The organism is Lactivibrio alcoholicus, from assembly GCF_055390895.1.
The window spans coordinates 3078601-3103719 of sequence record NZ_AP042471.1 but is presented as its reverse complement, the minus strand read 5'-3'; the positions used below and the strand labels follow the sequence as shown (position 1 = coordinate 3103719).

The following is a 25119-nucleotide window of genomic DNA, read 5'->3' as shown; positions in this document are numbered from 1 at the left end:
GGCGCAAAGCAGTGTCAAGGACTGTTTGCGCCTTTTGCACACCGAATCGGATTCTGTTACGTGCGAGACAAGTGTCACGCGCCTTGTTCCGTGTCCCCGCCCTCTTCCTTCACGATTGCCGCGATGCCTTTGAACCGCTCGTCCCCTGTTCCTGCCGGAATAAGATGTCCGATGATGACGTTCTCCTTGAGTCCCTTGAGAGGATCAAGCTCTCCCTTGACAGCCGCTCCCGCAAGAACCTGCGCCGTCTGCTGGAAAGAAGCCGCGCTCAGAAAACTGTCTGTCGCCAGAGCCGCCTTCGTGATCCCATGGACGAAGGGCTTGCATTTTGGCCCCTCGCGAAGCTTTCTGACGAACGACACTCTCCGGATGATTTTCTTTTCTTCGGAGCGTCCGGACATCGGGCGCATTGACAGATCCTGTACACCCGAACGGACGATAACCTCTATCTTGTCATGGTCGACGACCTGCCCCGGCTCAAGGAGGACCGCGCCTGAGAGATCACGGACCGGCTCCAGAAGGACTTTGCCGTACACCCGCTCCGACAGGTACTTTCTGACGAGACGTTCGTAGGTGACGATATCCCCGTCCTCAATCTCGACGGCGGCGAATTCTCCCTCGAGCAATCCCTTCAGTACGCGTTCGTCGACGATCTGCGGGCCGTCCTCCAGTTGGTTTCCCCTGACATCGACAGCCTTCGTGACGGCCTTGCCCCAGAGATCCGTCTTGATCTTTTCACGGACGACATCCGGCAGATGTACGAGTTCGACCGAGTGCCACACTCGCAGGGAACGTACTTTCGCTTCTCTGAGCCGGGCAATTGCATCCTGCGATATGAGTCTGTCCGCCTCGGCAACGATCGTATCGCCGACTACGACCTTTTCGGCAAGATACGCGGCGTCGACGAGTTTCTCGAGCGTTCCGGTCTCACGGACGACGATCGGGACGGGCAGGTTCGCCGTGATGATCCCGAGTCTTCCCGGTGTCAGTTCGGATCCCGCAGGCATTTCCTTTCCGTCTGCCGAGACGAACGGTTCGACGAGTTCCATCCCTTCAAGACGCTTCCTGAACGCCGCCTCTCCGACGATGACGAGACAATCCTTTCCGTCTCCCCATTCGACAACCATCTCGGAAATCATGTTTCCGGGCTTGAGAACTGTCCGGAGCGCGGATTCGTCAAGCGTCCGACCGAACAGCACGCTTACCGCCTCTCCGGCCTTTTCGGCGCTTCGCAATGTCTTTGCCGAAAGGACTTCGCTTGCCTCCGCGATGTGACGTTCGTTCTCTTCTCCGATCGCCGTATCTTCTTTTTCGATCTCATCCGTCCAGACAAGGTCTCCGGCAACGAATCCCGTGTCTCCTTCTTCAACGACGCGCATCCTGTTGACGGGGGCGACTTTCCTGAGAATGACCTCGATGTGTTTGTTGTTGATCGAGACTCCCTGCGACCGATACACTTCCTGAATCTCGTCGACAAGTGCCGTCTGGACCGCTTCGATGCCTTCGACCTCCAGAAGCTGTTGCGGGTCGATATTGCCCTCGGTGATCCTCTGGTTCTTCTTTACCTCCTGCCCTTCCTCGACCAGAAGCCGCTGCGACGTCGGGATCGTGAAGGTGGCCTTTTCTTCCTCAGGGTTCTCCGGAGCGATGATGACCTTCCGCTTTCCTTCCATCTCGCGTATTTCCGTCACCCTGCCGTCAACCTCCGCGAGATAGGCGATCTTTTTCGGACGTCTGACTTCGAACAGCTGTTCGATCCGAGGAAGACCCTGCGTGATGTCCTCTCCCGTAAGCCGGACTCCTCCAGTGTGGAACGTCCGCATTGTAAGCTGTGTTCCGGGCTCGCCGATCGACTGCGCCGCGACGACGCCGACGGCTTCTCCGACCGGCACTTCTTTGCGCGCCGAAAGGTCCATTCCGTAGCATTTCTGACAGACCCCGTTCCTGAACGTACACGTCAGCGGACTGCGCACCCACACCGTATCGATGCCCGCCGCTTCGATTGCGTCGGCGATTACGGGCGTGATGTGCTCTCCTTTTCGGACAATGGGCACTCCCGTCGCGGGGTGCAGTATATCTTCGAGTGCCGTCCGACCCATGATCCGTTCCGAAAGCGAGATCATGACCTTTCCGTCTTGAAGGAGCGGTCGGATGCGGACGCCTTTGTCCGTTCCGCAATCCTTCCCTGTGACGATAATATCCTGCGCAACGTCGACGAGACGCCGGGTGAGGTATCCCGACTTGGCCGTTCTGAGAGCCGTATCGGCGAGTCCCTTTCTTGCGCCGTGCGTGGAAAGGAAGTACTCGAGCATATTCAATCCCTCGCGGAAATTGGCCGTTATCGGATAGTCGATGATGCGTCCCGACGGGTCCGACATCAGTCCGCGGATACCCGCCATCTGCCCCATCTGGCTTTTGCTTCCGCGAGCGCCGGAGTCGACCATCATTCGGATCGGGTTGTCCGGCTCCATGTTTTCGAGTATGCCGTCGGCAATCGTCCGTGACGCCTCCGACCAGAGAGTCTCTTTCTGAAACAGATATTCGTCCGATGTCAGGATACCCATGTTGTATTCGGACTTGAGTTCTTCGTCCTGTTCAAGCGACTTGTCTGTCACAATTTTTTTCTGCTCAGGGATGATGATGGAATTGACCCCGAAGCTGATTCCGCTCATCGTCGCCCAGTGATACCCCAGTGTCTTCACGGCATCGAGGGTTTTCACGATCGATACGCGATCGACGACCTCGTACGCGTCGTCAATAAGCTTACCGATATCCTTCTTTCCGAGCTGCTTGTTGATGAATCTCAGCTTAGCCGGCAGAACGCTGTTGAAGAGCACGCGCCCGGGGCTCGTTTCGATCCATCCGTTTCTGTCGTTTGCGACTTTCCACGAAGAATCCGCTTTCAGGAACACCTTCGAGTTGACATTGACGACCCCATGATCCACTGCGATCAGGACATCGTCGATACTGCCGAAACGCATTCCTTCGCCCAGTTTTCCGAGGCGAAGGTCAGTCAGATAGAAAATTCCGAGGACGATATCCTGTGTCGGAATGACGATCGGTTTTCCGCTCGCCGGAGACATCAGATTGCTCGCGGAAAGCATCAGCAGCCGTGCCTCGGCCTGGGCTTCGATGGACAACGGAACGTGAACGGCCATCTGATCTCCGTCGAAGTCCGCGTTGAACGCGGTGCAGACCATCGGGTGAAGGCGAATCGCCTTCCCCTCCATAAGGACCGGTTCGAACGCCTGAATCCCGAGCCGGTGCAATGTTGGTGCACGATTCAGCAGAACGGGGTGATCGCGGATGATCTCCTCAAGAATTCCCCATATCTCATCGCGGCCGCGTTCTATGAGGCGTTTTGCGCTCTTCACGTTCGGAGCGAGCCCCCGCTCCACAAGCTGGCGGATAACGAACGGCTTGAAAAGTTCGAGTGCCATCTGTTTCGGCAGACCGCACTGATAGAGCCGGAGCTGCGGCCCGATGACGATGACCGAGCGGCCTGAATAGTCGACGCGCTTTCCGAGAAGATTCTGCCGGAAACGGCCCTTCTTTCCTCGAAGCAGATCCGTCAGGCTTTTCAACGGCCGGTTTCCGGCCCCTAGGACCGCCTTGCCCATGCGGCCGTTATCGATGAGGGCATCGACGGCCTCCTGGAGCATGCGCTTTTCGTTCCGGACGATGATCTCCGGCGCGTGCAGCTCCTGGAGCTTCCGAAGCCGGTTGTTCCGGTTGATGACCCTGCGATAGAGGTCGTTGAGGTCGGACGTCGCGAATCGCCCTCCGTCGAGCTGCACCATCGGTCGCAGATCGGGCGGAATGACGGGGAGGACTTCGAGGATCATCGACGTCGCCTGAGAATCGCTCTTTCTGAAATCCTCGGCGACCTGCAACCGCTTGATGAGTTTTCTCTTTTTCTGCCCCGTACTTTCGGAAATCTCCTCGCGAAGCGACCCGGCGAGCAACTCGAGGTCAATCCGCTCGAGAAGCGTTTTCACTCCCTCTGCGCCGATCCCGGCCTCGAACTTCTTGTCGTAAAGCGAACAGAGCCGATACTCCCGCTCGAGGATGATGTCCGCAACCACGAACGGCGAGGTCCCCTCCTCAATGACGATGTAGCAGGGGTCCTCGACCGTGATCTTTTCCTGCTGGACAGTAAAACGTCCCGGATATTTCTGGCTGAACGACTGGAGTTCCGTCTCGGAAATCACGTCATTCTTCGCGAACGGCAGTCGCGCCGCAGCAGTAATGATAAATGCCTCCTGATTGCCCTGAAGAGCGCGATTCGCGTCGACGCCAAGCTCCAGGGCCAGAAGTCGCTGGTATTCCGATTGCGGGATCAGATCCCCGACCCTGTAATGGAGGGTTTCGGGAACAATCTGCAGCTCGAACGCCGGTTCCGCCTTGAACAGATCGTCGCCATATTCGGTTTTGTAGCGGGCCAGCTGTTGCGCTGTGACGACATCCCCATCGCGAACCGGGATATCGTTGACGGAAACAACTTTATATGCTTTTTCCGCCTTGAATTTCGTTGGGTCGTAATGAGTGTGAACCTTAACTTCCTTTTCGGAAATGACGTCGCCTTTTCGCGCGAGATCCGTCCTCCGGCCATCGGAAACGATCTTGTACGCCTCCTCGAGCCTGCGCGTCGGCGCAAAATAAACAACCTTTTCGAGATCCTTCGTGCTCGCCCCAAGGAGGAGACTCAGACGACTCGGGATTCCCCGGAGATACCATATATGGACGACCGGAGCCGCAAGTTCGATATGTCCCATGCGCTCCCTGCGAACCCGATTGTCGGTTACCTCTACGCCGCAACGGTCACACACGATCCCCCGGAACTTCGGGCCGCTGCGCTTGTATTTTCCGCACGCGCACTCGTAACTTTTCGTCGGTCCGAAGATACGTTCACAGAAAAGGCCGTCTTTTTCGGGACGGAGTGTCCTGTAATTGATCGTCTCGGGTTTTTTGACCTCGCCGCTCGACAGCTCTCGAATCCGCTCCGGACTTGCGAGCTTGATCCGGACACCGACAATTTCACGTTTCGACATTATTCGTCCTCCCCCTCCGATTCGACGTCTTCAGGGAATGAAGTGAGATCTCCGTGAAAAAGTTCTTCGGAAAGACCTTCGATATCGTCCTTGTTCGTTTCGGGCGCCGCAGGTTCTTCCATCACATGTTCCTTCCCGGCGACGAAGGAAGGTCGGGAAACGAAATGCGACATCTCATCCTCGTCCTCCTCCATGATCAACTCTCCGATCGTGCCGTCCGTATACTGGACTTCGACATCAAGTCCCAATCCCTGCAGCTCCTTGACAAGGACCCTGAAGCTTTCGGGAACTCCGGGTTTCGAGAGATTCTGCCCCTTGACGATACGCTCGTATGTCTTGAGACGTCCGCGAATGTCGTCCGACTTGACCGTGAGCATTTCCTGAAGGATATTCGCAGCGCCATATCCTTCGAGCGCCCAGACTTCCATTTCTCCGAAACGCTGCCCGCCGAACTGCGCCTTCCCGCCAAGGGGCTGTTGCGTAATAAGGCTGTACGGACCAATCGAACGCGCATGGATCTTGTCGTCAACGAGGTGGATGAGTTTGAGCATGTACATGTACCCCACCGTGACCTTCTTTTCCATCGGCACTCCCGTGCGACCGTCGTAGAGGGTGATCATGCCGTCGTTCGTCAGATCGGGGAACTTCGTTTCCGAAAGGGTCTTGAGGTGCATGAAGATTTCCTCTTCCTTCGCTCCCTCGAAAACCGGCGTCGCAACATGCCAGCCGTTCTGGACCGCAACGAATCCCATTATCGTTTCGAGCACCTGCCCGAGGTTCATACGGCTCGGGACGCCGAGGGGATTGAGAACGATGTCGCACGGCGTACCGTCCGGCAGATACGGCATATCCTCGACTGCCATGATCCGCGACACGACGCCCTTGTTTCCGTGACGTCCGGCCATCTTGTCCCCGACCGTGATCTTGCGGAGCTGTGCGACGTAAACCTTGACGACCTGGTTGACGCCGGGGCTCAGCGCATCCGGATTGTCCTCCCGCGTCATCTTTTTGACCGCGACGATCTTTCCGCGCGCTCCATGGGGAACACGAAGCGACGTATCCCGGACCTCGCGTGCCTTTTCTCCGAAGATGGCGCGAAGGAGTTTCTCTTCAGGAGTCTGATCCGATTCACCTTTGGGAGTGACCTTTCCGACAAGGATGTCTCCAGCGTTGACTTCCGCTCCGACACGGATGATGCCATCTTCGTCGAGGTTCTTGAGGATATCCTCGCCGACGTTCGGAATGTCGCGCGTGATCTCTTCGGGGCCGAGCTTGGTATCCCGCGCCTCGATTTCGTATTCCTCTATGTGCACCGAAGAATACATGTCCTCCTTTACGAGGCGCTCGCTCAGAAGGATTGCGTCTTCATAGTTGTATCCCTCCCAGGCCAGGAAGGCGACAAGAACATTCCGCCCAAGGGCAAGTTCGCCATCGTCGACGCTCTGGCCGTCGGCGATGATATCCCCTGCGCGGACACGATCGCCCTTCCAGACGATGGGGCTTTGGTGGATGATGGTCCCCTGGTTCGACCGACGGAATTTCACGAGTTTGTATTCCTTCCGCCGTTCGCCATTCTCGCCGGAACGAATGACTATTGTACATGAATCGACATAGTCGACAATGCCGTCTTCCTCCGATACGACACAGGACCCGGAATCCTTCGCGATTCTGTGTTCCATCCCGGTTCCGACGAAAGGAGCTTCCGGACTGATCAGCGGTACCGCCTGACGCTGCATGTTCGATCCCATCAGCGCCCGGTTCGCGTCGTCATGCTCCAGAAAGGGAATCAGAGCTGTCGAGGCAGACACGATCTGCTTCGGCGAAACGTCGAGATACTGGACCTCCTCTTTCGGAACCGTCACGATCATCGAACGGAACCGGGTGTGACTTTCCTCCTCGAGGATCGTTCCGTCCGGCGCGAGGGGCGTGTTCGCGCGACCGACGTACGCATTGTCCTCCTCGTCGGCGGACAGATAGACGATCTCGTCGATGACGCGTCCGTCGACGACTTTCCGTCGCGGTGTCATCAGGAATCCGTATTCATTGAGCAGGGAATACGTCGCGAGGGACGTCACGAGACCGATGTTCGGCCCTTCGGGCGTTTCGATCGGACATACCCGTCCGTAATGCGTATAGTGGACATCGCGCGCCTCGAATCCCGCGCGCTCCCGGCTCAGACCTCCTGGGCCGAGAGCCGAGAGCCGGCGGCGATGTGTCACTTCCGCCAGCGGGTTTGTCTGATCCATGAACTGCGAGAGCTGCCCCGAACCGAAAAATTCGCGCAACGCGGCCGCAATCGGGCGGACGTTGATCAGGTCCCGCGCCATGGCTTTTTCGAGATCGGGGATCGTCGTCATGCGTTCGCGTGCGATTCGTTCCATCCGGAGAAGGCCGATGCGGATCTGGTTCTGAAGGAGTTCTCCCACTGACCGGACGCGCCTGTTCCCCAAATGATCGATGTCATCATCCATGGCTTCCGGATTCTTCAGGTTGATGAGCCCGAGAATGATGCTTTTGACATCCTCGAACGTCAGCAGGCGCTGGTCTTCAGGAACCGAAATGCCGAGTCTGCGGTTCATCTTGTACCGTCCGACGCGACCGAGATTGTAGCGCCTCGTGTCGAAGAAGAGGCTGTGGATATATTCCCTGGCGTTTTCAATCCGAGCGGGCTCGTTCGGACGCAGCCTGCGGAACATTTCCAAGCTGGCTTCGTCGGTGCTCGAGGTTCTGTCCTTTTCGATCGTGGCCGCTATGGAGCTGTCGATATCCCATACGGATACCTTCGTGCGTCCGAGCGCCGCTATTCTTTCGAGATGCTCCTTCGTGAGACGGTCATTTCTCGCGACGACGACGTTGCCTTCCTGGTCGAGAATCGCGGAAGCCGTCAATCGCCCCCTGAGCTCTTCCTCGTCGAGGTCGACTTCGATCTCTCTTGCGTCGAACTTCGCGAGAATCTCATCGTTGTTCCGGACTCCGAACGCCTTCAGGAGGATCGTCACGGGAATCTTCTTCCGATTGTCGATGTTCACCGAAAGCATATCGCCGGGAGTCAGGCTGAACTCAAGCCATGCCCCTCGATCGGGGATGATTTTCGCCGAATACGATTCCTGCCCCGGAACCTGTTCGTCCTTCGTGAAATACACTCCTGCGGAACGCGCAAGTTGATTGACGACGACACGCTCGGTCCCGTTGATGATGAATGTCCCCCGATTGGTCATCAGAGGGAAGTCTCCGAGGAAGATCTCTTCCTCCTTGATTTCCATGGTCTTTCTGTTGACCAGACGGATCGTCGACCGTATCGGCCTGGACCACGTCAGGTCCCTCTGACGAGCCTCTTCTTCCTCGGTGCTCGGCTCGTCGAGAAAGTACTTCACGAATTCGAGCGCAAAGGAGCCATCGTAACTTTCGATCGGAAAAACCTCGTGGAGAAGTTCCTGGAGCCCTTGCTCAGCGCGCTCATCCGGATGGACCGAATCCTGATAGAACCAGCGGTATGAATCTCGCTGAACCTCAATCATATCGGGGATTTCGACCAAATCGCGGGCGCGACCGAAGGTCAACCGTTGACGCTTCCTCCCTACGGGAACGAACTCGGGCATGGGACCGATGACCTCCCTATCTCTCTATAAGGGGATGTGACACTGACAAGCTATGACAATAGCAAAAAGGTTGTAGCGTGTCAATGACACACCACAACCTTTTTCGGCATTATTATGGTGCCGGGACGGGGACTCGAACCCCGACAGGCGTTAGCCCACTAGAACCTGAATCTAGCGCGTCTACCAGTTCCGCCATCCCGGCTCTTTCACGCGGGCTATTGTAGCAAGGGTATCATGGTTTGGCAAGCGTTCCGCAGCAATCGCTCTCCGACATTTCCCCATCCGTTTTCCCCATCTCTTCAGTCCTCTCCGGAGGCCCTCTTCAGACGATCCCGGATAGCCCGGCCAAGCCCTTCCTCTTCCGGCCATTCCGCGACAATAACCGCAGCGCCGCAGCGTTCCAGCTCTCTCATCGCGGAAAAGAGCCCACGTGCATAGTTTTCCGGGTCCCGGAAAAGGATCGAACGGAGCGTTTCCGCCGGAAAGGTCCGTATCCCCATATACGCAACCGGCTTCCGCAGGGCTTTCGTTTCGATCAGAAGCAGCGCTTCGGCTTCATTCGTTCCATTCCACGTCACGAGAGGGATTCCGGGCGCGTAGTGACGGAATCTCGTCCCGGGAGAACGCTTCAGGAGATGTTCCCCTTCCGGAGAACGTACGATGCCGGCGACTGTTGCGAGATCTTCGACCGATGTTCCGCCCGGACGAAGCAGGACGACATCGTCTCCGGTGACGTCGACAACGGTCGATTCCACGCCGAAACGTGTCGCTCCCCCGTCGAGAATCAGGTCGACCCTTTCGCCGAGGTCTTCGAGTACACTCGCCGCGTTCGTCGGACTCGGACGTCCACTCCTGTTCGCACTGGGTGCAGCGATCGGAAACCTCGTCCGCTCGATGAGGGCCAAAGCGACCGGATGCGCCGGCATCCGTATCGCGACGGTATCGAGCCCTCCCCGCACCTCGGCCGGAACGACGCGCAAAGCCGAAAGAACGATCGTCAACGGCCCCGGCCAGAATCTGTCTATGAGCAACCGAGCCCTGTCCGTTAGAACGGCAAGCTCTTCGACATCCTTCATCGAAGCCACGTGAAGGATGAGCGGATTCGACGAAGGTCGCCCCTTCGCGGCGTAGATGCGTCGTGCGGCTTCGGGATCGAGGCCGTTCCCGCCGAGGCCGTACACCGTTTCCGTCGGAAACGCGACGAGACCTCCTTCCGCTAGTATCCGGGCTGCCCTGGCGATGATTCTTTCGTCCGGATTCCACGGATCGACGCGAACGACAGCTTCCCGCATCCTCCGTCACTCCTCCGGCGCCGCGCCGTAGGACGCGGTGAAATGATCGCGAAATTCGAGGAAGCGGCCATCTATGATCGCCTGCCGCATCTTCTCCGCGAGGGAGACGAGAAAGCGAAGGTTGTGCCAGCTGCACAAACGCGACGAAAGGATCTCACCCGACCTGTGGAGATGCCGGACATACGCCCGCGTGTACGTACGGCACGCATGGCAGTCGCACGTCGGGTCGAGCGGGGAGAAATCGCGTTCGTATATCTTGTTCTTGATGTTGATCGGACCGCGGGAAGTCAGGAGCGTTCCGTTCCGGCCGTTCCGGGTCGGCAGGACGCAATCGAACATATCGACGCCGCGCGCGACGCCCTCCACGAGATTCAACGGGTGACCGACTCCCATGAGGTACCTCGGCTTCCCGAACGGCAAAACGGGATTGAGGACATCGAGGATCCGGTACATATCCGAATGACTCTCACCGACGGAGAGTCCTCCGATGGCGTACCCGGGGAATTCCATCGGCGTCAGTTCCGCGGCCGACCGGATTCTCAGATCCTCGAAGACGGACCCCTGAACGATGCCGAAGAGGGCGTTCCCCCATCCTCTCCACGCCTCGAGCGATCGTTCTGCCCAGAGAGTCGTCCGTCGAACGCCTTCTTCCGCCTGGACGCGCGTGCACGGATACGGAACGCACTGGTCGAAGCACATGGCGATGTCGCTGTCAAGCGAACGTTGTACTTGCGTTGCCCGTTCGGGCGTCATGAAGTGCCGGCTCCCGTCGAGGTACGACTGGAACTCGACTCCTTCATCCGAAATTCGGTTGAGCGAGGCGAGCGAGAACACCTGGAAGCCTCCGCTGTCGGTCAGGATGCTCCGGTCCCACGACATGAAGGAATGAAGCCCGCCCGCGTCCCTTATGAGGTCTTCTCCGGGACGGAGGTACAGATGGTATGTGTTCGAGAGGATGATCTGCGCCCCGAGTTCCTTCAGCTCGAACGGAGCCATCGCCTTGACGGTCGCCTGAGTTCCGACGGGCATGAAGACGGGCGTTTTCAGAACCCCGTGGGGCGTCTCGAATTCTCCGGCACGCGCGCCGGTCACGGGACATTGCGCGATGACGCGGAACTCAAACATTCGTTTTCTCCTCAATTCCGAACAACTTCACGAAATTCTCCCTGACGCGGAGCGAGAATTCTCCGACGTCCATGCCGCGGATCGTTGCAATCAGTTCGTACACCTCGACGACGTTGACCGGTTCGTTCCGTTTCCCGCGCCTGCTCTGCGGCGAGAGATACGGCGAGTCGGTTTCGCAGAGGATCCGGTCGATCGGAATTCTCGACACGACCGACCGGAGCTCCTCGTTTTTCCTGTACGTCACGGGCCCAGCGAAAGAAATTGAGTACCCGAGGTCGAGGAACGAGACCGCATGCTCCCACCGGCCCGAAAAGCAGTGGATCACCCCCGTCGTTCCGTTCCCGTCACGGCCGAGGATCCGGATCGCGTCGTCGAATGCGTCCCGAACGTGGATCACGACTGGGAGACGTTCGCGCTTCGCCCACTCGAGGTGCATCGAGAACACCGCCTGCTGCTCGAAACGAGGCGAAAAATCATAGAAGTAATCGAGCCCTGTTTCGCCGATCGCAGAAACGGCTCCGTCGCGGGCGAGCGCGACGAGATCGTCGGGAAGTCCCGAAGAGACCGATGCCGCTTCGTGCGGATGAACGCCGATCGCAGCAGACACGCCGTCGTATTCGCGCGCGAGATCGACGGCATGTCTGCTCGTCTCCGGATTTCCGGCAACGGCCATCAATCGTTCGACTCCAGCGGTTCTCGCCCGCTCGATCGCGTCTTTCGGCCCTTCCGGGAACGCCTTTTCGTCAAGATGACAATGAGAATCGATGAATCGTCCCTTCATGTTCACTCTCCCAATAAAACGGGCCTCTCCGTGAAGGGAGGCCCGGTATGACTTCGTCCTGTGTTGCCGGAATTCGGCAGGGTTCAGCTGACGCGGCTTCCGAGAGGGGCCGACTCATCCACCGTCAGGAGACCGAGCGCCGACTTGTCCTTTGGCCCCGCTGCCAGAAGCATTCCCCTGCTCTCGACACCGCAGAGCGTCGCCGGCTTCAGGTTCGCCACGACAATGATCCGCTTTCCGATGAGGTCCTGAGGCGTGAAAAACTCCTTGATCCCCGAGACGATCTTCCGTTTCTCGTATCCGAGATCGAGATACAGGGCGTAGAGCTTCTTTGCCTTCGGGATTTCCTCGACCCCGATGACTTCCGCCACGCGCAGCTCCACGCCCTTGAACTGGTCGATCGCTATCTCCGGCTCGTGCTCGGCCGGCCCTCCCGGCCGTTCCGGCGCTTTTGCGGAGTTCTTCGCCGAGTCTTTCGCCTCGCGATCCTTCTTCCACTGCTCGACGTCGATCCTCGGGAAAAGGACGTCTCCCTTCCGCGTCTTCTGACCGGCGGGCGCACGGCGCAGGTCGACCGACGGGAAGCGTTCGTCGAGCGGATCCCCGGCAAATCCGAGCTGCGCGTACATTCTTTTCGCCGCATCCGGCATGAATGGTGCCATGAGGAGCGCGACGGCGCGCAACATGGCGAAGAGCGTCGAAAGGACCGTGTCGAGACGTTCTCCGTTCCCCTCCCGTCCGAGCTTCCAGGGCATTGTCTCGTCGATATACTTGTTGCCTCGTCCGAGCAACGCCCAGACGGCTTTCAGGGCTTCGTCGAACGCGAAGACGTCAAGTTTATCCCTGACCATCGCGAAGGTCCCGTCGATGAGGGCGAGGACGTCTTCGTCGACAGGAAGGATCGCTCCGGGCGCGGGCACGACCCCGTCCCTGTAGTTCCCGATCATTTGCAGCGTCCGGTTCAGAAGGTTCCCGAGATCGTTCGCGAGGTCGGAGTTGACGCGCTGCACGAGCGCAAGTTCAGAGAAGTCGCCGTCGAGTCCGAACGGAACCTCTCTGAGGAGGAAGTACCGGAACGGATCGACGCCGTAGACCCTGGCCATTTCGAACGGATCGACGACGTTCCCCTTCGATTTCGACATCTTCTCCCCCTCGACGGTCCACCATCCATGCGCGAACACGCAGACGGGGGGATTGAGGCCGAGCGCGAGGAGCATGATCGGCCAGATGACGCAGTGAAACCGGATAATGTCCTTGCCCACGAGATGCCGGACAGAGGGCCAGAATCGCGCGAATTTTTCGGGGTCGTCGAGGTAGCCGCACGCCGTGGCGTAGTTGATCAGCGCGTCGAACCAGACGTAGACGACGTGCCTGTTGTCACCGGGGACCGGGATCCCCCATTTGAGCGTCGTCCGGGAGATCGACTGGTCCCGCACTCCTGATCGCAGAAAGCTCACGATCTCGTTGTAACGGCTTTTCGGCAGGATCGCCTGCGGATTCGCCTCATAGTATGCGAGAAGCTGTTCCGCATACTTCGACGCCCGGAAGAAATAACTTTCCTCCTGCATCTGCACGAGCGGACGACCGCAGTCGGGGCACGTCCTGTTGTCTCCCATGCTGCTCTCCGGGACATACGTCTCGCACGGGACGCAGTACCACCCCTCGTAGGCCCCCTTGTAGATATCTCCCTGGTCCATGAGTTTTTTGAACATGCTCTGGACGACTCGTTCATGGCGTTCCTCCGTCGTCCGGATGAAGTCGTCGTTGGAGATGCCGAGAACCTCCCAGAGCTTCTTGAAATTCTGCATGGTGGTATCGGCCAGCTGCTGCGCAGTCATCCCCTTGGCCTCGGCGCTCTGCTGGATCTTCTGGCCGTGTTCGTCCGTCCCCGTAAGGAAGAAGACGTCATCGCCGCGCATGCGCATGTGCCTGCACATGACGTCGGCGGCGATTGTCGTATAGGCGTGGCCGATATGCGGAATATCGTTCACGTAATAGATCGGAGTCGTGAGATAGAAGCTCTTGTCCGGCATGTCCGTTCCCCTCCCTGCTCCCGCAACGCCGCGGGGCATCAGTCGCGCCGCGCTTTTCCGGGAGTCTTTTCTGAAAAAAGATACTCCTTGACGCGGTTTTTCGGTACACCATACAACTGATTGATCGTTTTTACAATATCCCTCGCGTCGATTTGTTCCGCGAGCAATCTCCCGACCGCCCCGCGCCATTCACTGTCAGCCGTTTCGCTGACCGGGGCTCCTCCGACCACGAGCACCATTTCGCCGCGAAGGACGTCGTTCCTCCGCACTCGCTCCATAATGAGATCGAGCGTTCCCCTGATACTTTCCTGATGAATCTTCGAAATCTCCCGGACGAGCGCGGCGTTCCGGTTTCCGAAAACGGCCGCGACAGATTCGATGTGGTCCGCGAGCTTGTGCGGAGAAACGTAGAAGATCATCGTCTGCGGAAGGGATCTGAGCACTTCGAGCGCCGCCTTCCTCTCTCCCGCCTTGTCCGGCAGAAAACCGAAGAACAGGAACGGATGGACGGGGAGTCCGGAAAGAAGGAGCGCGGGCACGAAGGCCGTGGCTCCCGGCAAAACGTCGACGTCTATATCGGCCTGGAGGGCCGCTGCGATGATGTACGCGCCGGGGTCGGAGATCCCAGGGGTTCCGGCATCCGACACGAGGGCGACGCGTTCTCCGTCGAGCAGGCGTCCGACGAACTCATCCGTCCGGGAACGTTCGTTATGCGCGTGGTATGAGACGAGAGGCGTCCGAATCGCGTATCTCCGCGTCAGTATCGATGTCGTTCTCGTGTCCTCGCAGAGGATGATATCCGCCTCACGCAGGACGCGAATCGCTCGGAGAGTGATGTCTTCGAGATTTCCGACAGGCGTCGGAACGACCGTCAGCGGCATCCGTCCCCTCCCGGCGAATAGGCCCGTCTCGTGTCCTCGCTCTCTTCCCCGTCTCCTCCGCGCAGAAAGAACGGCGGTTCGACGAACAGTCCCTTCCCGGCGGCGCGGACGGCTTCGACGAGAACGACCGAAGCATACGCACCGGGACGATGATGCACGAAGCGAAGCCGTTTCGGTTCAAGCCGTATCGCCGACATCGCGGCGAGAAGCTCGGATGTCCTGTCCGCTACAAAAACCATATAGAGCCTCCCTTTGTTCCGGAGAAGCCACTTCGCGGCCGCAAGGACGTCTTCGAGGGAACAGCACAGATCCTGTCTCGCCGTCGCGGAGGAAATCCCGGCGCTTCGACGATTCCTGCAGAGTTCATGATATGGAGGGTTCGTCACGACCACATCCGCCGATTCTGAAGAAAACAGGTTTCTGACCTCGCGGAGGTCGCCGCAGATGAAGTTCACCCGATCGGAAAGACCGTTTTCCCCTGCGTTTCGTTTCGCGAGATCCGCAAGAGCGGGCTGGATCTCGACTCCGACAATGGGTCCGGCCAGCGGGAAACGGAGGCCCAGAAGAAGGGCTACAGCACCGGTGGCGGATCCGAGCTCGATCGTTTTCTCTCCGTTCCTGATGTACGCGAAATCAGAAAGCAGGACCGTATCCACGGAAACCCGCGGCCCTTCGGGGGGCTGCCACATCCGGAGAGCTCCGCGCAGGATGTCGTCCCGCTTCTCAGACATGCATCCGTCTTTCATCGCCAGTCCTCGAGGTTGATGCCGACAACCTGTGACAATCCCGGCTCCGACATCGTCACTCCGTAGAGGACATCAGCGCGTTCCATAGTCGCCCGGCGGTGCGTCATCACGATAAGTTGCAGACGCGTCGCGTACTCCCTCGCAAGCGCCGCGAAGCGCAGAAGATTATATTCGTCGAGGGCGGCATCCACCTCGTCCAGAACGGCGAGTGGAACGGCGGCAACCTCCATGCACGCGAAGAGCAGAGAGATACCCGTAAGCGACTGTTCCCCGCCGGAAAGTTGCGCGAGGCTTTGCATTTTCTTTCCCGGCGGTCGCGCGACGATATCGACTCCGGAATCCCAGAACGAGTCTCCCTCGAGAAGTTCGAGACGCGCCTCTCCGCCGCCGAGAAGATGCCGGAACAGATCGCTGAAGCGAGCCGCGATATCCGTCAGCGCGTTTCCGAAAAGCGTCCCGACATAACGATCCGTCTCCTCGATAAGGCGACACAGCTCTGTCTCGCCGGCGCGGAGATCCTCGAAATTTTCGTTCAGAAACCCGATCCGATCCGCCAGTGAAGAATCTTCCGATAAAACTCCGAGATCGTACACTCCGATCGCCTTCAGATCCCTTTCGTAGCGGCGAACCGTATTCCAGATACCGGCGAGGTCCGACTCTCCGACACCCTCACGGACGCCGGGATACGGGTATTGCTCCTCCCAGGAATCGATCAGCTGCGCCCTTTCCCGCTCGACATTCTCGATCTGTCGGTCGACCTCCCTATGCCCGAGGTCGACCGAAGACACCCTCTTTCCGGCATCTCCGAGGTGTTTTCGGAGCCTCGCCAAACGGAGATCTTCCAGTTCCCTCGCTCCGGCTCGGCCCGACAATTCCTCGCGAACATCCCTCCGGCGGCGCCAGAGTCGCGCGCACTCGCTCCCCGCGTCCCGAAGCTTCTCCCACAGGGAAGCGATTTCAATTTCCACCGACGCCATGTCCCTTTCGAGAGACCGTACGGCTTCCGATGCACGCGAGAATTCTTCCGCAAGGCGCGCGACAAGCGCCTCTCCGGCCCGAAGACGCTCTCTGCACAGGGCATCGGCAGACTCGGCAGCCGAAAGAAGTGCCGTATCCGACGAGTGGTTGCTCCCATCGATCAAACCGGAGAGTTCTTCCTCGCACGAGGCGATCGTCCGCACGGTCTCCTCCCTGTCTGAATCCGCCGTTTTCTCGGCATCCGACAGTTCCGCCAGACGGAAAGCAGTTTTCTCGATTGCCGTTCTGAGGCGTTCCAGATGGCGTTCCATCTCTTCGGCGTGAAGGCGTTCTTCCTGAAGACGTTCCTTGAGGTCTTCGACATTTTTCGTAGCTTCACGCTCGCGCCCCTCCGCTCCGCCGAGCGCTGACTTCCGTCGATCGATCTCGGTCCGAAGCGCGGCGAGTTTTTCCTCCTGCTCCCGGATAAGGCTGTTCGCGGCGATGGCGCCTTCCGACGCCCGTCTCTTCCCCCCGCTGACGCTTCCCGTCGCAGCGAAGACCTCGCCATCGAGCGTGACGACGGGAAACCTCCGGTGCGATGAAAGGTTCCGTGCGACCGTTTCGAAACACTCAACGACGAGGACATCTCCGAGAAGGTGACGCACCGCCCTGTCCCATTCGGGATCGCTGCGAACGAGATCGGCCGCCCAGCCGACGAATCCAGGCTGCGAGAGCCGGATATCCGGCGCGGGCGTCCTCGGCGAGATCTGGTCAAGGGGAAGAAACGTCGTCCTCCCAGCCTGTTTGCTTTTCAGAAGATCGATGCATCGCTTCGCATCGTCGAGAGAGGCGACGGCAAGCCAGTACTGCCTGCCGCCGAGATAAGCTTCGAGAGCGTTCGTCAGCGTATCGGGACACGAAAAGGCGTCCGCGACCATCCGCATCCCGACGGTGAGCTTTCCGAGCCGGGCCGCGGAGAGAAGGAATCGTACCGGCTCAGGCAGGAGCGCCTGTTCCGCACGATCCTTCATCCGGTCGATCGCGTTTTCGATCTGAGATGCCGTTCGGACGGCGGCATGAAGGGCGTTTGTCTCCACCTGACATTCAGTCGCCGCAGCCCCCTTGGCTTCGACCGCTCTGGAATATGCACCGGAAAACTCCTCCACAAGCGTGCGTTTTTCCCCAAAATCCCTGACAAGCGTGGTCTCCTCTGCACGAAAACCCCGCACGTCGCGCTCGAGCGCCGTTCTTTCCTCGCGCATCGAACGGGAACGTCGTTCGAGAAAATCACCCCGTACGCGAGCTTCGTTGATCCGGTTCTCAAGAGCTTCCCGTCTTCGGACAATTTCGGCTTGTTCTGCCTCGGCACGCCGGACCCGCTCCCGTATTTCGGAACAATTCGAGGCGGACTCGCTTGCATTTCGCCGCAACTGCGCACAATCTTCCTTGCCGCGCCGCAGTTCGGTGTCTCGAAGAAGCAGATTTTCCCTGTTCTTCGAAAGCATCCCGACCATTGCGGCCTTGCGGACCTTCGCGGAACGAAGCGATCCGGCTCCCGATACGCAGACGCGACGAGCCGCTTCAAGGCTTCGGGTTACGCTCTCGAAATCGGAAAGCAGTGCCTTCTCCGCCTCTCTTTCCTTTCTGAAGGCATCGAGAAAGGCTTGTTCTCCCCGTTCCCACATGACGCGCCATCGCCGCGCATCGTCACCTTCGATCTCAAGGAGCGACAGAGACTCCGCGAGATCTCCCAGACGGCGTTCGAGAGCGGTGCGCCGACCGTGATACGCCTGTTTCCGATGCTCGTCGAGGAGCCGAAGGAGTTCCCTCGCCTTCGCAGCCGTCTCGACCGCCGGAGCGATCTCCTCCCGGCGACGCGAGAGTTCGGCGATGAGCGTCGTCAATCGTCCCATCTCTTCTTTTACTCCCGCGAGACGGGCATCGGTTTCGTTCCGTTTCCTGCGGTACTGGTCGATTCCGAAAAGCACCTCAAGGCGCATCCTTCGCTGCAGGGGGCGTTGACGGATCGTCTCCGCAACCTCTCCCTGACCGATGAACGCGAACGTTTCGCCGCCGAGACGAAGCATCCGCTTCACCTCGTCAAGATCCTGGAGCCGTATTTTCTGTCCGTCGTGAAAGAGGACGCTCCCCGTATCTGGAGAAAACGTCCTCCGAATGGTGGAAACCCTGTCCGAATCGCGCAGCGTGAGTATGACGTCGCACTCCTTCGCGGCGCTGCTCGCGGCGGTTCCCTGAAAAAGAAGCTCCTGCTGACGCGAGATGCGGAGCTTCATCGGGCTCCCCTCGCCAAGCACCCAGGCGAGCGCGTCGAGGATATTGCTCTTGCCGCTCCCGTTCGGACCAACGACCGCGGTCATTCCCGGAGAAAACGGAAGATCGTGCGACCCTCCGAAACTTTTGAACCCTTTAAGGCGCAGTCGTTCTATGTACAACCAGAGAAACCTCCCGACGCAACATTTGTTCGAGTCGTCGTTCCATCTGCTCGGCGGTTCCCTGAGCCTCGAGCCGATAGCGTCCCCATGGAAAATCTTCACGTTCGATGAGAATAATCCTTCGTTCCAGTTCCGACTCCCACAATGAAAGGTACGTCTCCGCCACATACCGAGAAATAACGGCGTTCGCTTCGACGAGGACCGTTTCCGCGCGGTTCGCCCCCGCTACCTTTCTGAGGAATCTCTTGATCGAGAGCGCCACGGTATCTTCCTTCTGGACCCACCCATACCCTCCGCAGAACGGACACCCTCGCGTCAAAACCGAACGAATGTCGGGGCGCGCCCGTTTCCGCGTGATCTCGACAAGACCGAGTCGACTGACACCGAAAATACGGGCCCGATAGCGATCTCCCTGAAAGGCGGTTTCGAGCCGTCGCAACAGCTCCACCCTGTCTTCCTCATATTCCATATCGATGAAGTCGATGACGACAATACCTCCGATCGCGCGGAGACGCAGCTGCCGGGCGATCTCGTCGACAGCCTCGAAGTTTGTTTCGACGACCGTATGTCTGAGATCCGTATCCCCGACATACTTTCCGGTGTTTACATCGATGACGGTAAGCGCTTCCGTGTGATCGATGATGAGGTACGCTCCGGAACGGAGCCAGACCTTCCGTTCCAGCGCGGTCTCGAGCTCCTTTTCTATTCCGTAGAATTCGAAGAGGGGCGTTGGTCCGCGATGAAGCGACAGCTCCGGACGGCTTTTCGTAAAGAACGCCCCGAGATACTCGTCGATATGTCCGTACTCTTCCTCGCCGTCGACGATAATTTCCGACACGGATTCCGTGAGTTCGTCCCGAAGAACCTTTCCGACAAGGCCGATGTCCCGATAGATCAGGCACGGGGCCGATTGCACCTCGGCATTGTGCTGGATTTCCTTCCAGAGCGCCTCGAGCGTTTCCATGTCGTGGCGAAGCGCTTCGGCGTCGACGCCTTCCGCGGCTGTCCGCACGATGACCCCGCATCCTCCATGCCGGAGATCCCGCGCGATACTCCGGAGACGCTTCCGTTCCTCTTCATCTGTGATCCGCTTTGAGACTCCCGATTCCTGCCCGTTCGGGACAAGAACGAGGTAGCGCCCGGGTATGGAGATCCGGGACGTGACACGCGCCCCCTTGTTTTTTCGCGCGGCCTTGACGACCTGGACGACGACTTCGGCGTTCGGCTGCAGATTGAGTCCCTTCGCGTCGTTGAGATACAGGAACGCGTTTCTTCCGTCTCCGAGATTCACGAATGAAGCGTGAATCCCGGGCAGAACACTCTCGACGCGCGCCTTGTAAATTTCCCCGGCACGCTGTCGTTCCCACATCCGTTCGATGAATATATCCACGAGACGACCGTCCTCGACGATCGCAACCCTCGTTTCCTCAGTATCGATCGTATTCGCCACGATCTTCCGATCCATAGTCAGCCCTCCGGGCCCGCTAGTTTCCATTCGTATCTCCGGAGAAGAGAGATACAAGTGGAAGCACCCGTTTTTCTCCGGTCAGTTCGCCTCCCGAGAGACGCCCGACAACACGCCTGACCACATTCACACCCGCCCAGCCGCTCATCTTGCCAAATTCGACAAGATCGCGTATCAGTGCCCCCGGACCATGTTCGCCCGGTCGCTCCGTAACGACGCGAAACCACTCGCCGTCATAATCCGCGCGGCACACCCATTCAGGCCACGGATATCCGCTCCGGACGGCTTCACACGCTCCACCATCGCGGACGCGGATCAGATATTCTGCTCCCTCGCACGAATTTCCGAGATTTCCCAGCGGTGCCTCTTCCCATCCGCCGAGCGAAAAACCGTCCGGAAGTTTTCGTTGCCACGAATCGAAAAACGAAGCACGCCACTCTTCGAGCCAGACATCCATCGGCTCGCAGAGCGCCACTATTCCGACGGGGAGTTCCGGCCCGAGACTCAGCTTCGGTCGGGGGGAAAATCCCTCCGTCTGTACAAAGCGGATTCCAGCACGTGTCGCGCTGCGGGAAAAGACCGCGGGCAGAGCGATATGCGGAATGAAACAGGCACGTCCCCGTTTTGAAAAAACGATACGAACCTTCAACATGACACGGCCCGCATCTTCTCGAGAATTCCACATCCGCGCCGTTCCCATCCACAGGCATTGCAGTCGCCGAAGCGGCAGTCGGGCGTCAGGCTCTCCTCCCTCGAACGTTCCCGTTCCCGCCAGAGAAAATCCCGGCTGACGCCGATATCGATGTGATCCCACGGGAATCGTTCGTCCCGGGGGCGCTCTCTCGCGACGTACCACTCGGGGTCGACGGCTTTCGCCTCGAAAGCGGCCTTCCAGATATCCGGCCGGAAGGTTTCCGTCCACCCGTCGAACCGGGCACCATTTCTCCACGCCTCAAAGAGGACATCCGCAAGGCGCCTGTCCCCACGGGCGAATATTCCCTCGAGTCGCGTCTGTTCCCCTTCATGATACCGCACAGTAACACGGCGGTTCGAAACCAGCGATTTGATGAATCGCCCGCGCTCCGAAAGTTCGGCGACCGACGCCTGCCGTTCCCACTGAAAAGGCGTATGCGGTTTCGGAACGAAACCGGCTACCGACACCGCAATCTCGGCCCTTTTTCTGTGCTTTCGACCGATCTCGGCCGCGCGTTCGGCGATCTTCGCAATCCCTTCGAGATCCTCGCGGGTTTCCGTCGGCAAGCCCATCATGAAATAGAGCTTGATTCGTTCCCATCCGTGAGCGAACGCCGCTTCAAGTGTCGTTTCGATGTCATCCTCCGAAACACCCTTGTTGATGACGTTCCTCATGCGTTGGGTTCCGGCCTCGGGGGCAAACGTCAGCCCTCCCCGCTTCACGGGCTCGAGCGCCGCCGCGAGCTGAACGGAAAAGGCGTCCATTCTGAGACTCGGAAGGCTCAGCCTGACCCTGCGTTCTCTCAACGCGGGCTTCAACCGCTCCACGACATCTCCGAGAGCGCTATAATCGCACGAGGCAAGAGAAATGAGACCGATTTCCTCCCAGCCGGTCTTTTCCGTCCATCTGAGCGCCGCCTCCACGACTTCGTCGGCCGTGCGCTCCCTGATCGGTCGGTACAGCATCCCCGCCTGACAAAAACGACAGCCGCGCGTACACCCGCGAAACAGCTCTACCGGAACTCTGTCGTGAACGACGCTTGCCGAGGGGACCAGAAGTCCCTCGGAGGAAAACGCTCCCTTCATCGATTTCAGCGTGGCACGGCGGATCGGAAACAACTGCGACGAGCGAATATCGCAACCGGCGGAATCGAAGGAAGCGACGGATCGTACGGGGAGATAGATCCCAGGGAGATCCGCGAGCGCATCGAGTTTTTCCGAACGGGAACAACCGACCGCGGCCGAGAGACGCTCCACGATGGCGGGGAGGGTGATTTCGCCGTCACCCATACAGACGGCGTCGAGGAACGGGGCCAGCGGTTCCGGCGTCATCGCTCCCGGACCTCCGGCGATGACGAGCGGATCATCGTCTCCCCTGTCTTTGGAAAAAAGAGGGATTCCTCCGAGATCCAGCATCGTCAGGATATTCGTGTAGCTCAGTTCGTACTGGAGCGTGAAGCCGACGACATCGAACCGGGAAAGGGAACGTCCCGTTTCGAGAGACGCAAGAGGAAGGCCGTGAAGGCGCAACTGTTCCTCCATATCGACCCATGGGCAATACACCCTTTCGACATCCGCCTCGTCGAGACTTTTGAGAAGAGGATACAGGATCTGGTAACCGACATAGCTCATACCGATCTCGTATACGTCGGGAAACGCGAGGCAAAAGCGGACAGTGGCATTCTTCTTTTCGGGAAGTCCGGCCCCCCACTCGCATCCGACATATCGTGACGGACGCCTGGTTTCCGAAAACAGGGGCCAATACGGGTCGTCAAAATCATTGAACGTCATGTCACTATGCTCCATTTCTCTCATTCGTAATTCTTTCGCGTCGTCCGATAGACGCTTGTCACAAGACCAAGCGCAGCCGATATCGCCACCAGAGAACTCCCTCCGTAACTGATGAACGGAAGGGGAAGACCGGTAACCGGAAGAACTCCCATGCTCATGCCGATTCCCTCCGTCATCTGAAACCAGATCCACGATGAGAGTACGACCACGAGAACCTTGGCGCGCGCATCCTTGCATCGGAGCCCTACATCTACGATTCTCCAGAACAAAAGGCTGAAGAGGAGCAAAAGCAGGGCAGTCCCGAGAAAACCGAATTCCTCGGAAAAAACGCTGAACGCAAAATCAGTATGCGGCTCGGGAAGGAAACGCAACTTACTCTGCAACCCTTGCATGAATCCCTTTCCCCAGAGCCCGCCCGACCCCACCGCGATACGGGACTGGATGACATTGTATCCCGCTCCGAGAGGATCGACGGAAGGATCGACAAAAACGAGGATCCGCATCTTTTGATACTCTTTGAGAAAGTGCCACCCGACCGGTAAGGACGCGAGGACGGCCGCGCAGATCCCCGCGAGAAACCTTTTCGGGGCTCCGGAGATGATAAGCCCGACGAAGATCATGAGAGCGTAAACAAGCGAACTTCCCATATCCGGCTGGAGCAGAACGAGAAGGCCGCTCATTCCCGCAAGAAGCGCCCCGGAAATAAGCGCCGTTACCGTGACCGGAGGATATCTGCAGAGATGTTTTGCGAGAAACAGGGCGAGAGCTATCTTCCCGATCTCCGAAGGCTGAAGACGCGCGGGGCCGAGGTAGAGCCAGCTCTGTGACCCTTTCACGGTCAAACCGACCACGAGGACGATAAAAAGAAGCCCCAGAAGACCCGCATAGATCGGGTATGCGAAATTCAGGAACCACCGGTATCCGATCACGTGAAAGGAAACGAACACACATGCGGCGATCAATCCCCAGAGAATTTGCCGAACGGCGAAAAAGGCACCCCGTCCCGCGACGCCTCCTCCGGCGCTGTAGACCGTCACAATGCCGATACAGAACAGACAAAGAGCGGGAACGAGACATAACCAGTCAATCGATCCCAGCTCTTCGAAGAAAACTGACTTGCGATCATCCATGTGTCCGTCCTACTCCTCGATTCTGGTCCCCCGTCTAACGCGTATTATCGGAATGTTGGCGACGAGAGCGACAGAACGATCCGCCCTGTCGAGATCCATTTCGATCTTTGAGGAGTCGATCTCCATGTACTTGGAGATGACCTCTATGAGATCCGCCCTGAGCGCGTTCAGCAATTCCGGCGAGATATCGGTCCTGTCGTGAATTAACACCAGTTGCAGGCGCTCCTTCGCAACAGCTCCCGATCCTTTTTTTCCGAACAGACGCTGAAAAAAATCTTTCATGAATACCCTCTCCGATCTCCCGTTACCGATTCATTCCGAACAGACGCCTGATTCCGGAGAGAAAACCGCCGTCACGCTGCTCTTCGAGCTTCATGAAAGGTATTTCCTTGCCGGTAATCCGGCCGGCGACATTTTTGAAAGCCTTTGACGCCGGCGACACGTCGGAAAACGTCAGTGGTTCGCCCTTGTTTGCCGATTTCACGACGCTCTCATCCTCAGGGACGATGCCGATCAGGGGAATGGCGAGAATATCAAGAACATCCTTGACGTCCAGCATTTCGCCTTCGCGGACGAGATGGGGGCGCAGGCGATTGATGATGAGACGGATCGGGCTCTTCCCCATGGACTCAAGCATTCCGATGATCCTGTCGGCATCGCGAACGGCCGGAACTTCAGGCGTCGTTACGACGATTCCTTCGTCAGCGCCTATCGCCGCGTTACGAAAACCCGCTTCGATCCCGGCCGGACTGTCGACTAGGATAAAATCGAAATCCGCGCGGAGCATCGCAACGAGATCGGCCATCTGCTCCTGCGAGACCGCGTCCTTTGTCCTCGTCTGAGCCGCCGGAAGCAGATACAGTGAATCGACGCGCTTGTCCCTGACGAGGGCCTGCTGAAGACGGCAGGTTCCTTCGATCACGTCGACGAACGTATAGACAATCCTGTTCTCGAGTCCCATCATGACGTCGAGATTCCGCAACCCGATGTCCGCGTCGATGGCGACGACTTTGAACCCACTCCGCGCGAGGGCGACAGAAATATTCGCCGTCGTGGTCGTTTTTCCGACGCCGCCCTTTCCGGACGTCACAACAATGACACGTGCAGCCACTTCTTCCC

At 58.5% G+C, this 25119-nt stretch carries 15 protein-coding genes and 1 tRNA gene; all 16 read right to left on the bottom strand.

Features of this window, described 5'->3' with window-relative positions:
* Positions 1 to 74: 74 nt before the first annotated feature.
* On the bottom strand, positions 75 to 5051 hold the full coding sequence (gene rpoC / locus ACZ5IU_RS14225) for a DNA-directed RNA polymerase subunit beta' (protein ID WP_464418455.1): 4977 nt from the start codon (positions 5049 to 5051) through the stop codon (positions 75 to 77).
* Entirely contained in the window at positions 5051 to 8650 is a 3600-nt protein-coding gene (gene rpoB / locus ACZ5IU_RS14220; RefSeq protein ID WP_464418453.1) for a DNA-directed RNA polymerase subunit beta, read from the bottom strand. The genes rpoC and rpoB overlap by 1 nt, the downstream gene beginning before the upstream one ends.
* Positions 8651 to 8765: 115 nt before the next feature.
* Positions 8766 to 8852 (bottom strand) — tRNA-Leu (locus ACZ5IU_RS14215).
* Positions 8853 to 8949: 97 nt separating this feature from the next.
* On the bottom strand, positions 8950 to 9942 hold the full coding sequence (locus tag ACZ5IU_RS14210; protein WP_464418451.1) for an L-threonylcarbamoyladenylate synthase: 993 nt from the start codon (positions 9940 to 9942) through the stop codon (positions 8950 to 8952).
* A 6-nt stretch (positions 9943 to 9948) separates the two neighbouring features.
* Positions 9949 to 11067 carry a tRNA guanosine(34) transglycosylase Tgt gene (gene tgt, locus ACZ5IU_RS14205; RefSeq protein ID WP_464418449.1) on the bottom strand — a complete coding sequence of 373 codons (1119 nt, stop codon included), beginning with the start codon at positions 11065 to 11067 and terminating at the stop codon, positions 9949 to 9951.
* The gene (locus tag ACZ5IU_RS14200; protein ID WP_464418447.1) at positions 11060 to 11848 is read right to left on the bottom strand and encodes a TatD family hydrolase; all 789 of its coding nucleotides are present in this window, start codon (positions 11846 to 11848) and stop codon (positions 11060 to 11062) included. The genes tgt and ACZ5IU_RS14200 overlap by 8 nt, the downstream gene beginning before the upstream one ends.
* 83 nt (positions 11849 to 11931) lie before the next feature.
* Positions 11932 to 13881 (bottom strand): methionine--tRNA ligase, encoded by a 1950-nt coding sequence (gene metG, locus ACZ5IU_RS14195; protein ID WP_464418445.1) that lies wholly within the window; start codon positions 13879 to 13881, stop codon positions 11932 to 11934.
* 38 nt (positions 13882 to 13919) lie between these two features.
* Complete coding sequence (gene rsmI / locus ACZ5IU_RS14190) at positions 13920 to 14762, bottom strand: 16S rRNA (cytidine(1402)-2'-O)-methyltransferase (RefSeq protein WP_464418443.1); 843 nt, start codon at positions 14760 to 14762, stop codon at positions 13920 to 13922.
* On the bottom strand, positions 14753 to 15493 hold the full coding sequence (locus ACZ5IU_RS14185; protein ID WP_464418441.1) for a tRNA1(Val) (adenine(37)-N6)-methyltransferase: 741 nt from the start codon (positions 15491 to 15493) through the stop codon (positions 14753 to 14755). Before ACZ5IU_RS14185 ends, rsmI begins: the two co-directional genes overlap by 10 nt.
* A gap of 11 nt (positions 15494 to 15504) precedes the next feature.
* Complete coding sequence (gene smc / locus ACZ5IU_RS14180; RefSeq protein WP_464418439.1) at positions 15505 to 18921, bottom strand: chromosome segregation protein SMC; 3417 nt, start codon at positions 18919 to 18921, stop codon at positions 15505 to 15507.
* Positions 18896 to 20386 carry an Rne/Rng family ribonuclease gene (locus ACZ5IU_RS14175; protein ID WP_464418437.1) on the bottom strand — a complete coding sequence of 497 codons (1491 nt, stop codon included), beginning with the start codon at positions 20384 to 20386 and terminating at the stop codon, positions 18896 to 18898. The genes smc and ACZ5IU_RS14175 overlap by 26 nt, the downstream gene beginning before the upstream one ends.
* 19 nt (positions 20387 to 20405) lie before the next feature.
* Positions 20406 to 21038: a TIGR03936 family radical SAM-associated protein gene (locus ACZ5IU_RS14170; RefSeq protein ID WP_464418435.1), complete on the bottom strand. Its 633-nt coding sequence runs from the start codon at positions 21036 to 21038 to the stop codon at positions 20406 to 20408.
* Positions 21032 to 22870, bottom strand: coding sequence for a TIGR03960 family B12-binding radical SAM protein (locus tag ACZ5IU_RS14165; RefSeq protein ID WP_464418433.1), 1839 nt, complete (start codon positions 22868 to 22870; stop codon positions 21032 to 21034). Before ACZ5IU_RS14165 ends, ACZ5IU_RS14170 begins: the two co-directional genes overlap by 7 nt.
* Before the next feature lie 20 nt (positions 22871 to 22890).
* A complete protein-coding gene (rodA, locus tag ACZ5IU_RS14160) occupies positions 22891 to 24000 on the bottom strand; it encodes a rod shape-determining protein RodA (RefSeq protein WP_464418431.1) in 1110 nt (369 codons plus the stop codon).
* A 9-nt stretch (positions 24001 to 24009) separates the two neighbouring features.
* Positions 24010 to 24282, bottom strand: coding sequence for a cell division topological specificity factor MinE (minE, locus tag ACZ5IU_RS14155; protein ID WP_464418429.1), 273 nt, complete (start codon positions 24280 to 24282; stop codon positions 24010 to 24012).
* Positions 24283 to 24304: 22 nt separating this feature from the next.
* Positions 24305 to 25111, bottom strand: a complete 807-nt coding sequence (gene minD / locus ACZ5IU_RS14150) for a septum site-determining protein MinD (RefSeq protein ID WP_464418427.1) — start codon at positions 25109 to 25111, stop codon at positions 24305 to 24307.
* Positions 25112 to 25119 lie beyond the last annotated feature (8 nt).

What these genes read in the sequence shown, in the direction of transcription:
- rpoC (WP_464418455.1), bottom strand. Translation starts at nt 5,051, where the DNA reads ATGTCGAAACGTGAAATTGTCGGTGTCCGGATCAAGCTCGCAAGTCCG.
- rpoB (WP_464418453.1), bottom strand. Translation starts at nt 8,650, where the DNA reads ATGCCCGAGTTCGTTCCCGTAGGGAGGAAGCGTCAACGGTTGACCTTC.
- ACZ5IU_RS14210 (WP_464418451.1), bottom strand. Translation starts at nt 9,942, where the DNA reads ATGCGGGAAGCTGTCGTTCGCGTCGATCCGTGGAATCCGGACGAAAGA.
- tgt (WP_464418449.1), bottom strand. Translation starts at nt 11,067, where the DNA reads ATGTTTGAGTTCCGCGTCATCGCGCAATGTCCCGTGACCGGCGCGCGT.
- ACZ5IU_RS14200 (WP_464418447.1), bottom strand. Translation starts at nt 11,848, where the DNA reads ATGAAGGGACGATTCATCGATTCTCATTGTCATCTTGACGAAAAGGCG.
- metG (WP_464418445.1), bottom strand. Translation starts at nt 13,881, where the DNA reads ATGCCGGACAAGAGCTTCTATCTCACGACTCCGATCTATTACGTGAAC.
- rsmI (WP_464418443.1), bottom strand. Translation starts at nt 14,762, where the DNA reads ATGCCGCTGACGGTCGTTCCGACGCCTGTCGGAAATCTCGAAGACATC.
- ACZ5IU_RS14185 (WP_464418441.1), bottom strand. Translation starts at nt 15,493, where the DNA reads ATGTCTGAGAAGCGGGACGACATCCTGCGCGGAGCTCTCCGGATGTGG.
- ACZ5IU_RS14175 (WP_464418437.1), bottom strand. Translation starts at nt 20,386, where the DNA reads ATGGATCGGAAGATCGTGGCGAATACGATCGATACTGAGGAAACGAGG.
- ACZ5IU_RS14170 (WP_464418435.1), bottom strand. Translation starts at nt 21,038, where the DNA reads ATGTTGAAGGTTCGTATCGTTTTTTCAAAACGGGGACGTGCCTGTTTC.
- ACZ5IU_RS14165 (WP_464418433.1), bottom strand. Translation starts at nt 22,870, where the DNA reads ATGACGTTCAATGATTTTGACGACCCGTATTGGCCCCTGTTTTCGGAA.
- rodA (WP_464418431.1), bottom strand. Translation starts at nt 24,000, where the DNA reads ATGGATGATCGCAAGTCAGTTTTCTTCGAAGAGCTGGGATCGATTGAC.
- minE (WP_464418429.1), bottom strand. Translation starts at nt 24,282, where the DNA reads ATGAAAGATTTTTTTCAGCGTCTGTTCGGAAAAAAAGGATCGGGAGCT.